Here is an 11,844-nt window from a genome sequence, read left to right as displayed (position 1 = left end):
AAGTTACAAGGAAGGACTGGGTAAGGTAACATCTATTAAATTAGAAAACTCTTTAATAACTACTGCACAGATAGTTACTTCGCCGCACACTAAGCATAAGAACACTTGGCTCTATTATGGTTGACAAGATAGTGCCCATAAATAGAATCCACTTTATAAGCGCTTTAAAAGGTGAATGTTCAGCAATTTGTGTTAACACAGCCCCATGGTATAGGTCTTGGTTTTAAATTTTCACTATACACTCTCATAATGAATACTCATTAAAATATCTTTATTCGATAATGGTGGACTTGGTTGGAATCGAACCAACTAGACACTCAGCGCATACTGGTTGCTCTACCATTGAGCTACAAGTCCAAAAAAACATTACTGCTGTAACGAAATATATTATTCCCTTTCGTTATTCATTTATTCTATTTCCATTCTTTAAATACTTCCTTTTCGCCTTAGCAACAAATACTACTGACACAATAAGCCAAGTAACATACATGGGACACGGGGACAGGAAACACTAGCGTTGCATGACTTCCAAAAAAATCCATAATTTCAATAATTATGGATTTACATTTAATAAAAAAACTCCTATTGTAGAATGTGTGACCTTGTTTTGTTCCCTTAAACAAACAAGTCATCTACAAAGGAGCTTTAAAAATGAATAAAGATAGTATAGAACGTGAAATGCTTATTTGTCAATGTTTATCACTTCTTCCTACTGAGGATTTTGATTGTCCATTATTGGATTATAGTAACTATAAACTTTCAACTAAATCATTGGTTAAAACGTTTGTAGCTGCTCAACTGGATCATTGGAGTTCCTATAGCCATATGGAAGAAAAGCTTGAGGCTTATCCAGAGCTTCGTATGGAAATTGGGATAGAGGAAATCAGTAGATCACAGTTAAGCCGTAGAATTAACGAACTGCCAACTGAACTAGTACAAAAACTATTTATAAAAGTTGTAGAGAAACTCTCTCAACTTACTAAAGGGTTAATGGGACTTCCAAATGGGTTAGGTAGGTTACGAATTATTGATTCTACTGAAATAAAGTTACCTCATAATTTATGTGACTGGGCAAAGATTTCGAAGAAGAAAACTGGCGTTAAAATGCATACAAGACTAATGGTTGCGTCACCCGATGTTGTATATGCAGACAAGATTGTACCATCTTCCGGAAGGTTAAGTGATTTTGAAAGTTCGGATGTAATGATAGAAGAATCAGACTATATCTATATAATGGACCGTGGCTATCCTTCAAGAGAGAATCTGCAATCCTGGCAAGCGAAGGAGATATCGTTTGTAGCACGGGTATCCAAGTCACTGCGATTGGGTATCTTGGAAGAATATACACCTACCCACTCATCCGTGGTTCAAGACGCAAAAGTATCCTATACTGTTTCTCAACCACCAGTTCGGTACGTAGAATTCATCGATGAAAAACAAAGAACGTATAGAATTCTAACGAATAGATTTGACCTCACAGATCAACAAATAATGGAATTATATCGAGCAAGATGGACGATAGAGTTGTTCTTTAAATGGATCAAACAGCACTTAAGATTTACAAAAATATGGAGTACAAAGCCGCAAGGAATATGGAATCAAATGTTTTTAGCCTTGATTGCATATGGGTTAACTTTAATCGTTAAACTCCAAACTAACTCTAAAAAGACACCTTGGGAATTCTTTAGACTACTACAAACCTATCTGTATAAAACAGTAGGCTCATTTACTAAAGCGTTAAATAAGAAAAACAAAAAAACGTCTAAAGGAAGACAAAAGGTTCCAATACCAAAACAAAAGGTGTCGCCGGAACTTGGAAATGTAGCTTTGGATAAAAAGGGAACTAAGGAAAGAAAACGTCGATAGGAATTAACAATTGTAAAAAAAAGGGAACAAGGTCGAAAGTAACCTCGTTTCCCTTTTTTCTTTATGCGGACAAAAGCGACTTGAAAAAAAATACATAAATTCAACTAAGAGGAAATCGTGCAACGCTAGTGGACAGGAAAGTCGTCCACACATTTTTTGACATTTCTGTTAACAAACGCGCGAACGTTATTCCAGTCCCCTCGTTCACTAAAGGTCGAAAACACTATTAAAGATATGATTAAACAGAAAGAAAAGATAAACTTTAATTCTGTATCAACAAAATCAGGGGTATCAAAACCCTTTTTATATAAATACAGCTAGATCAGATCCAAAATTGAAACATTAAGAAAACAGGAAGAAAAGTTGGATTCACCAAATCAAGTTAAACGAAATATGACAGAACACTCTAAAGATGTGGTAATAGCCTCACTTCGAAAAAAAGTGAAGCATCTCGAAGAAGAAAATCAGAAATTGAAGGAACAACTAAAGGTCGATTGGGCAGCGGTTTATAATAAAATCGATTAAGACAAACAATTTCTTTAATAACATGTAAATATAGAATGAGGTTCGACGGAACCTCATTTTTTTTACAATACTATATAAGGGTTGCGTTACTTTAAGTATAATATTTCACAAGTCAATTATATTTTTGAGACACGAGGGACAGGAAAAAGTTGCGCACACATTTTTTGTAAATATTGATAACTTATGTGCGCACAATATTCCTGTCCCTTCGTCCATAATAATAACAATAAGTAAAGAATTGAGGTGGATAAATGGATGATAAAAGCACGAGAATAGTAAGTAAAGAGCAGATTAAAAATGAAGAACCTATTAAAGATATTTTTGAATTCTTTAAAAAAGAATGGAAAACTAATAATACTTATAATAAAGACACCTTATTACATTTTGAGTCACATTCCTTTTTTATGTGCAAAAATCAACTTAAATGTGATAAACCAATATGTAGTGTATGAGTACGCATATCTAAAGTATTTTATCTGCGAGCGAATGGTAATTTTTAATACAAAGTAATTGATGAAATTATGAATTTCAAGAGCTATAATATATATATATTAGAAGGGGGGAGAATGTTATTCGCTATTCGAATGTTTTGCAGTACCAAATATTAATAGGGATATTACTAACAATAATTATTGGTTATGTCATTTATGTTATGTTTTTTGAAGTTAATTCGGGACACAAACTTTATTCAATGACAGGGGCTAAAAATGTGAGTTACCAAGAATTAAATGATTATTTTCTTAAAGAGACACAAGGAACTATGACTGAAAAAGAGTTTGAGGAATATAAAATGATTGTTGATAACAATATACCAAATGTGATAAACCAGTATGTGGTGTACGAGTACGAAGAGATAGATAAAAAAATAATAGTAGAAGTAACCCCTGGATTGAAGAACATGAAAATATTAAACATAAAAATTGAAAGTGGCATAATTCAAAAAGAATAAGATAAACAAGCAAAGCAATTAAAAAAGTTTTTAAACATCCAAAACTGATGTTTAAAAACTTTTTTACTTATTAGATGGGTAATCTATTAGCTCTTGCTAGCATCTTGGAAGTTTTGACTGTGCCCTAACTCACATCATTTTCTTTTTACTATTGGATTTTTAACCAATAGTAAGCAAATATAGCAGTATTGATTTTAGCTGAATTGCTACTCTTATTAACATTGACATATCTAGTTAATTTTTACCATTTTTTGAAATTATAATATATTACATTAACATGTTCCATTATTTTTGCAAAAGTAAGCAAATATAGCAGTATTGATTTTAACTGTATTGCTACTCTTATTAACATTGACATATCTTGTTAATTTTTTACCATTTTTGGAATTATAATATATTACATTAACATCCCTTTCTACTTGGTAAGACGTCCTTTCTTTAACTTTAGTCATATATCTATAAGTTGTCTCAGTTGCATCATAATAGCCATTTAGAGAGTCAGTTGTAAATGCATTAATTACACCTATACCTAATGAAGATAGCAATACAACTACACCTACAATAACTGTGGAAAATATTGTAGTAATTGCTGCGCCAATTATTGAAATAGCAATATCTCTCTTAAAATCAAACATAAATTTCTTAATCATTTTAGTAGTTTTTGGGGCACCATAAAGATATCCAGTATAACCCATATACTGAGCTGACGTAATGTAAGTGTATCCACTATCAATGGATTGCGTTGTAAACCCACCACCAGAGTTATCTATATTTAAAGTCGTTTCTTTCTCTTCTACTAATGTTACTATTTCACTAGTTTTATATTCTTGAACTTCCAAAACAACATGATTGTCTTTACTTTCTTCTTGCATTTCTACAATATCTTCAATCTCTTGCACTTCAGGTGACACTTCTACTTGAAAGTAAGTGATATTTTCTGATAGTCCATCTGTGCCTACTTTTTCACGAACTGCATAATCAACTAACTCATCATTTACATATGTATATACGGTCAGATTCCTTTCATTCCATACATATTCAATTTCTATTTTGTTCCCCTCATCGTCATACATAAGTTCTCGTTGATTTTCATCTTGTACTTCTCCATTACTCATGGTTTTAACGATATCCTCATAATTAGCATGTGTGCTTAGCGGTATTATTGAAAACAATAATACCAACACGAAAAACGATAAAACAATCCTTTTACCCAAAAAAATCTCCCTTTTTTTAAATTTTCAAAATATACCATTATATATTAACATAAAAAAAATGATAAAAGTAAAAAATTGATAATAAATAAAATTTTTTACATAGATTCTAGCGATTATCTTTATATAATTGAATTAACTCATTCCTTTTATTTTTATTGCAACTCTTTCTGAGTTAGCAGGCTTAACTAATAAACACAGCGATCTTTGGAGCGTTTTTGAACCCTATGAAGTGCGTCTTCTTTTAGAAACCAAATCGACTGAAGGTCGCTTTTTTCGTTTATTAAACCATTTGTGATTCGCATCCTGAAACCCAGGAAAACTAAATACTATGTGACAAAGGAATTCAAGCTGATTATAGGTGATCCAAGAAAAGAGGCTAAAAATGTTCCTTTTTGCCTTTCATATGTAAATAAATTATCTTTTACTGCTATGTATGGAGATAGTGATCTACAAGACAAATTTGATCTAACTGAAATTAATGAATGGAATGATAATGGCGGACTATGTATATATACTAGCGTATTACTTTATTGTCTATTAAGTATTACTGATTCAAGAGGAAAAGTAGAATATGTACAAGGATTTTTCCATTTTGACGGCATTTATAACATGATGTTTTCAGAGGGAACAATGGGCCTTCATGCATTCTTAGTTATGGATAAATACGTAATAGATGTATTTATTCAACAGCTGCAGGACTACTTTCTAGATTAAGAAGAGTTTTTTGTACTGGTAAAGATTCTTCCTGGATTATCTTATTTTGGATATAAAGAGTCTGAAGAAATTGTATTCGAATATGCGAAAGAGATTGCTACTAAAAAGGGCTTAAGTATTGATGAATGGACTAGATCTCATTATCATAAAGCATATGAATTAGCAGTAAAAGGGAATTTGAATTAATAAATCCCTAAGTTTAGTTTCCTTAGGGATTTCATCATTACCATAAAACTGAATTATAAGGATTTCACCTACCGTTAAGCGTTCCGCTTCATACGAATTCAACGTTGCGATGGATCTAGGCACCATTTCCCAAGCAGAAAAACTTACACCTTTGAAAACTGCTCATGGCCTGAATGGGACATGGGGACAGTCGTTCACACATTTTTTTACATTGCTGTTAACAAATGTGTGCTCAATTCCTGTCCCCTCGTCCATTGTATTTGATCATTAGAAAAATCATTTATAATTCCTTCAAGCACAAAAAAACTCCTTCTCAACTTAAATTTCGACATATAGGAGGATTTACCTTCTTTAATGCCGAATTATGTAAAAAAGGAGGTGAGGATATGCCGAAAACAGGAGAAAAGCCAGGAAAAGGTACTTACGTATGCAAAAAATGTGGTAGCAGTCTATATTTAGATGATCACACCGATACTTTACCACCTTGCCCAAAATGTCATAATACTGATTTTAGACGTGCTTAGTTAAAAATTCTTGGATGGAAGTTTCATCATATCCATATAACTTCCCCAAGACCCAATGTTCATATTTAGTTTTCGGAACCTGCGGGCTTTCTTTTATCACTTCTAGAATATGAGGGTATCGGTAAATCCATATCGTTTTCCAACCATCGTATAATGATTCTGTATAATGGAAAAGGTTATAGGAATCCACCAACTCTGTAACATCACTAATAAACCTCTCTTGGACAGCAATTGAAGACGCAGGTTTTCCTGTTTTAATGAATTCACAATGAGTTATAATTTGTTCTTTAATGCAGTCAGGAATCACAGTCTCACCTCCTGTAATAGCCTCTTCTTATCATATTTATATTAATATAAATCCACTCTTAGTATTTTCCTTTATCAAAAACAATAAAACGCCCTCCATATGAAAAAGGCGTTTGCGTGTATTTCTTCTTCGGTTTCAAAGTAAACAACCATGCCACAATTAAAAGTGTAAAAATCGTCCACCCTGTTAAAAATGCAAACCATTCTTGTAACAAATAATTGCGGGACATGGGGACAGGAAAGTCATTCACACATTTTTTTACATTTCTGTTAACAAATGAGTTCATAATAATCCCGCCCCTCGTTCCATGTTATTCTATTAAAGATTTTGACAAATTCAATACCAAATATCTATGAATCTGATAATCACTGTTCACCATTTTAATTACATCGAAAGTTTCACCTGATTTTTTAAAAATATTTATCCACTATACCCAATCAAGTTCGTTTGCTGAAATCCTTTTTGCTAATAAACCCCGTCTTCCGTGGTTGATAACTTCTAAATCAACTCTCCCCCGATAGTAACATGTTGAAATCGTGTTTTCTTTCGGTAAATGCCACAATATTAATAACGATTCAACATCAGCTAATTTCTTTGCAGAATATCTTCCGCCATTTGGAAATTCTAATAGCCCAAATCTAATTTGTATTTTTCCTTTTACGCTCCATAGCCAATCTTTATGATGCTCGCTTATCCTTTTCCAAAAACTTCTGGTAGTTTTCCCTATATAAAGTAAGGTTTCTTTTTCACCGTAAACTCTATAAATTGCATAGATTCCTGTATATAATGCTATTTCCTTATTATAAAAATTATCAAGACTGTATGCTCCATACCATCTTACATGGACAGTTGTCATTTCATCACCAAACTTTCTTTTGATGTTTCCCCTCAAATATTCAAAAGCAAAGACAGCAATCAATAACCAGAACTTGTTCAACAGATAAATCTACTAAAATTGTTGTTACGTATGGAACTGGAAGGGGAACTTTTGTATATTTTACCAAAGGAAGGTTATCTGGTACTAATATTTCATTCGTTTTTGCATTCACTATTTAATGCCTTTTTCTATCTATTAAATACCCGTTTGCTCCTCGAGCTCATAATGTATATGTCCACACTTCGGATAATTCGAACACCCATAAAACTCCCCCTTAGCACTTCTCCTCAACACCATATACCCACCACAACTCGGGCATACCTTCTTGCTTTCTAGCACTCTAACATCATTCAACGTGTAATCACATTGTGGAAAGTTGCTACATCCTAGGAACTTTTGGTTAGTGGATCCGTTTACTCGAACCTCTAAGTGTCCCTTTTTACATCTCGGGCAGCTTGGTGCTTCGGTGATGCTTTCTGTACCGTCGACGGTTTTTACTTCGATGTTGTGTTTGTCTATTAACTCTTTTACAAAGACGGACATTTTGTTGACTGGGGTGAGTATGTAAGTTCTGTTTTTTGTTCTTGTTAGGGCGACGTAGAAGAGCCTTCTTTCTTCTGCAAATGGATAGCCTTCTTTGTCGGTTAATACTAGTGATAGGATTGGGTCGTCTGAGATTTTATTTGGGAAGCCTAGTAAGCTATTGGCTGTGTTGATTAAGATGACATAGTCTGCTTCTAAGCCTTTTGATTTATGTGTTGTTAGGAAGAACAGCTTTAGATTTGGATACGTTTCGTACTTTACAGTAGTTCCATCGGCTTTTCTTTTCACATCGAAATCGAGGGATCCATCTAGCACTTTAATATCAAAATTGTTCCGGCCAAGCAGCATAACCTCAACGTCCTCACCATCTCTCGTAACGATATCATCAATAGAAGCTTTTATCGTACTGATGATTCCTGCTTTACCTAGATAGGAGTAGATGATGATTGGCTCGTCAGTTTCTTTGAAAGACGTTAAATCTTTTCGAAATTGTTTCGGATTTTTCATAACAAACTTACCGGCTTCGTCAATTAGCTGTTGGGAGTTGCGGTATGTTTTTTCTATTTTTAGTAGTTCACTATATCCGAAGTAGTGTTGAAACTCGGTAAATAGATTGATGTCAGAACCGGCGAATCGATAGATGGATTGCCAGTCGTCTCCTACACACATTACTTTTGCGTTTGTCATTTCTCTTATTTCTTTAATTAACTCGTATCTACTGACCGAAATGTCTTGGTATTCGTCGATAATGATATATTTGTAGGTAAGGTCTAGTTTTCCAGAACGAACAATGCTTGCTGCTTCATTAACCATGTCGTTAAAGTCGATGACACCGAGTCTAGTCAGTTCGTCCTCGTAAAATTGAAATACTAAGTTAGCTATTTCTAGAAATATTTTTGTTCTCATGTAATGGAATAGGTTACCTTTATCAATCGAATTCACTAGCTCGTTAAACTGGCCTTCGTTGTAGCCGTTTGACTTAAATAGATTAATAAAGGAGCCGACAAACTTAATAAATTCATCAAAGTGATTATTATTAGCTGTGTCGTATACTTTCGAGAAAATATCGATAAAGTCTACTTCTTTGAATTGAACGCCGTTATCTTTTAGTTTTTCTTTTAGCACATCTAGCAACCTGCCATCATTGGATAAATAGGAATACGTTTCAATGAGGGTTGTCCCATTTTTCTCGTGCTCTTCTCTTTTCCACTTCATGCCTTCTAAGTATTTCTCTTCTTCTATTTCACTTAGCCACGGCGTTCGTTCGTCTTCCGTTATTCCGAAGTGTTCGATGTAAATGTCGTATTCAGGTAAGTAATAATCCGGTCTGTACCTACGATAGTTTTCATTTGCAGAAGCGTGCTCGTAAACTTTTTCATACTCGTACTCAATTCCATTCAAAAATAAGAAGTTAGCAATCATCACTTCTTCTAAGCTTTTTACTCGTTCACCTTGAATAGTCGTTTTGGCGGCTTTTAACTTGTTAGATTTAGCTTGGACATACTTCTCCTCTGCTCCATCATATTTACTTTTTAACGTTTCTAAATCTATACTTTTTTGATAATCATAGCTGTCTCCTAAACTATCGAACTCCTCTAAGCTTTTCGGAATGTTTAAGTAGTAGCCAAAGAACTCAATCATTTTTTTGATCTGTTGTGGGTTGTCGTATAGCTCGTTATGGAAATATTGTTTGATGATTTCGCTTGGTTGCTCGACGATATCTGGTTTTGCTTTCGTGCTTTTTGAGATGATGTCTAAGCCGAGTTTATGGAACGTTTTCACTTCAACGTTAATGTTTAGCCTTTGTTTTATCCGTTCTTCCATCTCATTCGCTGCTTTTCTCGTAAAAGAAACGAGCAATATTTCTTCAGGCTTTACTCCCTTTTTCTCTACTAAATATTTCACCTTACCAGAAATCGTTAACGTTTTACCTGCACCAGCACTGGCTACGATGAGCTTGCTGTCTTCGTCGACAATAATAGATTTCCGTTGTTGTTTGTCTAGTGATTTTCCATCTATATCATTGAAATAACGATCATTCGCAGCTAATTCCTTCCGAACGTATTCATCATTCCAAACCTTCACTAGCTGATCTAACGTTTTATAATGATAAAGAAAGTCGTTAATATTACTGTTGTTCGAACTGCTATCGTCATAGAAAGAATACGTATCCCCATATTTTTGTTTTAATTGATTATAGTTGGAATGAGTAATATACTCTTCTCTATTCTCTTTAATCTCTTCTTTAAAATCCGTTAAGTTAGCCTCATACAATTTAATCTTTGCATTTGTTAATCGGATTTCACCTTGTAGAGCTTCCTTTTCTTTTACATACTGTTCACTCAAACTAGCGTATTTTTCCTCTAACTTGATCAATGTTCTCTCTTCACTAGACATCGGAGACAGAACTTGCTTTAATTTAGCATCAAAATTGTAAAGATCTTTTTCATTAATAAATGCTAAAATGTCTTCGTGTGATTCTTCTACATGTTGAAGAAACGTATCAGGGATAGTTGCTCTTGTGCTCTTTACAACCTTGCTTAACTTCTGTAGTTCCAGCATTTTCTCTTCTAATAAGTTAAGTTGCTTCCTTAATTCCGGAACATACTTAAATAAAGCTATCTTATTTTGAACAGTATTCCAAAAACTCATCATAAACCAACCTTTTCCTGGTACATTGTCCCACTTAATAATAGATAGGATAATAGTAACATTATTTTGTATAATTTTACAGATTTCGACGGTAATTCTTGGAATAACGCACTAATCTCCCAGTTCTTTTGCTATAATGATAGACAAATACTTACAAAATACATAAAGCGAGGTGCCTTATGTCGTCTTTTTTCAAAAAGGTTTATAACGTGTTATCCGATAAAAGAGATATTAAAGAGCCTGTTGTCCTTAAAGATTTTAATCCAAAAAATAATATGATTGATGCTTTAACTAAAATGGCAGAAAGTAATGATTCGAAGGTGGATCAAAAGAAAGTAGAACAGCATTTGAAGCTATTTTCAATCGGCCAAACTGGGGAAAGTAGTGTTATGTTCGAGTTAAAAAATTCGATGCTACCGATTGTTATTTTGCATGATGTGAATATTGAGTTTGATGACTACAAGGCGCAAATGGATTTTGTCATTGTGACCCATAAGTTTATTCTTGTACTAGAGGTTAAGAAGCTGTTTGGGAACATCACGGTAACGGATAAGGGTGAGTTCCAGCGAGTTATTACGAAGAACAATAGAGTAGTAAATAAAGAGGGAATGTACAGTCCGATTAATCAAGTGGAACGACATGTTGCGATTCTCGAGAAGCTGTTAAAGGCGAGAGGTGTGATTACTAAATGTCCGATTCGTTATGCTGTCACTTTTGCTAATCCGAAAACGATTATTGATGTTTCGAATAAAGCACAAGCTCATATTCAAAAGAGTATTATTCGGCATGACCAGATAAAATCGTTTCTTACGGCGGAGTTAAAGAAAGAATCACCAGTGTTTATACTTGATCACATGGTGATGGACATTGCTGAAGCGATAAAAGATAGTTGTAAAGAGAAAGAGTTTGATGCGAGTCAATATTTAATGGAAGATTCCGTTGCAGTCGAACCGATAGTAGAAAATAAAATCGCACCATCTTTTCCTGACAAAAATAACGTTAAGTACGTACTAATCGACTACCGCTCGAAGAAGGCAAAACAGCAGGAATGCGCGCCATATCACGTTTTCACAAATAAGACGTTGGATGAGATACTAGAAAAGCTACCCACTACAATGGACGAGCTTTTAAACATTCATGGGATTGGGGCTCAAAAGGCAGAGCTATATGGTCAAGATATATTAGCTATTATTCAAAAGAGTCGTATAGAGAATAAGGAACCTGTTAAAAAGGAAGCCTCTCCTGATGGAAATGATATAAGAACTTCACTAATCGAATTCCGCTCCAAACGAGCAAAAGAACTAGGTGCAAAATCATACTATATTTTCACCAACAAAACTTTGGATGCTTTGGTAAATATGCGCCCGAAAACGATGGAAGAATTGTTGAGTGTGGAAGGAATTGGGCCGAAAAAGGCGGAGGAATTTGGTGTGGAAATTTTGGAGATAATAAATGCTAGGTGAGGAACTGCTTTCTCTTCCTTAATA

At 34.1% G+C, this 11,844-nt stretch carries 11 protein-coding genes and 1 tRNA gene; 7 read left to right on the top strand and 5 right to left on the bottom strand.

The window, feature by feature from the left end; genetic code table 11:
- Window positions 1-282: 282 nt before the first annotated feature.
- Window positions 283-357 (bottom strand) — tRNA-OTHER (locus tag O1A01_RS09600).
- A 294-nt stretch (window positions 358-651) separates the two neighbouring features.
- Between O1A01_RS09600 and O1A01_RS09595 the strand changes: the two genes are divergently transcribed.
- The 4 genes from O1A01_RS09595 to O1A01_RS09580 all read left to right on the top strand — a co-directional run bounded on the left by O1A01_RS09595 (window position 652) and on the right by O1A01_RS09580 (window position 3,340).
- Window positions 652-1,866, top strand: coding sequence for an IS4 family transposase (locus O1A01_RS09595; protein WP_270066083.1), 1,215 nt, complete (start codon window positions 652-654; stop codon window positions 1,864-1,866).
- Window positions 1,867-2,100: 234 nt separating this feature from the next.
- Window positions 2,101-2,187, top strand: coding sequence for a hypothetical protein (locus O1A01_RS09590; RefSeq protein WP_270066392.1), 87 nt, complete (start codon window positions 2,101-2,103; stop codon window positions 2,185-2,187).
- Between the two features lie 42 nt (window positions 2,188-2,229).
- Window positions 2,230-2,391, top strand: coding sequence for a hypothetical protein (locus tag O1A01_RS09585; protein WP_270066098.1), 162 nt, complete (start codon window positions 2,230-2,232; stop codon window positions 2,389-2,391).
- Between the two features lie 709 nt (window positions 2,392-3,100).
- Complete coding sequence (locus tag O1A01_RS09580; protein WP_270066097.1) at window positions 3,101-3,340, top strand: hypothetical protein; 240 nt, start codon at window positions 3,101-3,103, stop codon at window positions 3,338-3,340.
- A gap of 272 nt (window positions 3,341-3,612) precedes the next feature.
- Here the strand turns inward: O1A01_RS09580 and O1A01_RS09575 are convergent, their stop codons facing one another.
- Window positions 3,613-4,554, bottom strand: a complete 942-nt coding sequence (locus O1A01_RS09575; protein ID WP_270066096.1) for a hypothetical protein — start codon at window positions 4,552-4,554, stop codon at window positions 3,613-3,615.
- Between the two features lie 330 nt (window positions 4,555-4,884).
- On the opposite strand from O1A01_RS09575, the gene O1A01_RS09570 reads away from it, so the two are divergent.
- Together O1A01_RS09570 and O1A01_RS09565 are read left to right on the top strand one after the other, a co-directional pair.
- The gene (locus tag O1A01_RS09570) at window positions 4,885-5,268 is read left to right on the top strand and encodes a hypothetical protein (RefSeq protein WP_270066095.1); all 384 of its coding nucleotides are present in this window, start codon (window positions 4,885-4,887) and stop codon (window positions 5,266-5,268) included.
- 572 nt (window positions 5,269-5,840) lie between these two features.
- Complete coding sequence (locus tag O1A01_RS09565) at window positions 5,841-5,978, top strand: zinc ribbon-containing protein (RefSeq protein WP_270066094.1); 138 nt, start codon at window positions 5,841-5,843, stop codon at window positions 5,976-5,978.
- Here O1A01_RS09565 and O1A01_RS09560 read toward each other — a convergent pair.
- The 3 genes from O1A01_RS09560 to O1A01_RS09550 form a co-directional block, all read right to left on the bottom strand.
- Complete coding sequence (locus tag O1A01_RS09560; RefSeq protein ID WP_270066093.1) at window positions 5,965-6,285, bottom strand: hypothetical protein; 321 nt, start codon at window positions 6,283-6,285, stop codon at window positions 5,965-5,967. The two genes, O1A01_RS09565 and O1A01_RS09560, sit on opposite strands and share 14 nt — an antisense overlap.
- 427 nt (window positions 6,286-6,712) lie before the next feature.
- Entirely contained in the window at window positions 6,713-7,141 is a 429-nt protein-coding gene (locus O1A01_RS09555; protein WP_270066391.1) for a GIY-YIG nuclease family protein, read from the bottom strand.
- A gap of 216 nt (window positions 7,142-7,357) precedes the next feature.
- Window positions 7,358-10,360, bottom strand: a complete 3,003-nt coding sequence (locus O1A01_RS09550; protein WP_270066092.1) for a UvrD-helicase domain-containing protein — start codon at window positions 10,358-10,360, stop codon at window positions 7,358-7,360.
- A gap of 206 nt (window positions 10,361-10,566) precedes the next feature.
- On the opposite strand from O1A01_RS09550, the gene O1A01_RS09545 reads away from it, so the two are divergent.
- A complete protein-coding gene (locus tag O1A01_RS09545) occupies window positions 10,567-11,820 on the top strand; it encodes an HRDC domain-containing protein (protein ID WP_270066091.1) in 1,254 nt (417 codons plus the stop codon).
- The last annotated feature ends 24 nt before the right edge of the window (window positions 11,821-11,844 follow it).

The organism is Sutcliffiella sp. NC1 (assembly GCF_027594365.1).
Classification (GTDB): domain Bacteria; phylum Bacillota; class Bacilli; order Bacillales; family Bacillaceae_I; genus Sutcliffiella; species Sutcliffiella cohnii.
The sequence above is the reverse complement of the archived record's forward strand: the minus strand, read 5'-3'. Positions and strand labels throughout refer to the sequence as shown.

Coding starts and splice junctions, on each gene's coding strand:
- O1A01_RS09595 (WP_270066083.1), top strand. CDS start 652: ATGAATAAAGATAGTATAGAACGTGAAATGCTTATTTGTCAATGTTTA.
- O1A01_RS09590 (WP_270066392.1), top strand. CDS start 2,101: ATGATTAAACAGAAAGAAAAGATAAACTTTAATTCTGTATCAACAAAA.
- O1A01_RS09565 (WP_270066094.1), top strand. CDS start 5,841: ATGCCGAAAACAGGAGAAAAGCCAGGAAAAGGTACTTACGTATGCAAA.
- O1A01_RS09555 (WP_270066391.1), bottom strand. CDS start 7,141: ATGACAACTGTCCATGTAAGATGGTATGGAGCATACAGTCTTGATAAT.
- O1A01_RS09550 (WP_270066092.1), bottom strand. CDS start 10,360: ATGATGAGTTTTTGGAATACTGTTCAAAATAAGATAGCTTTATTTAAG.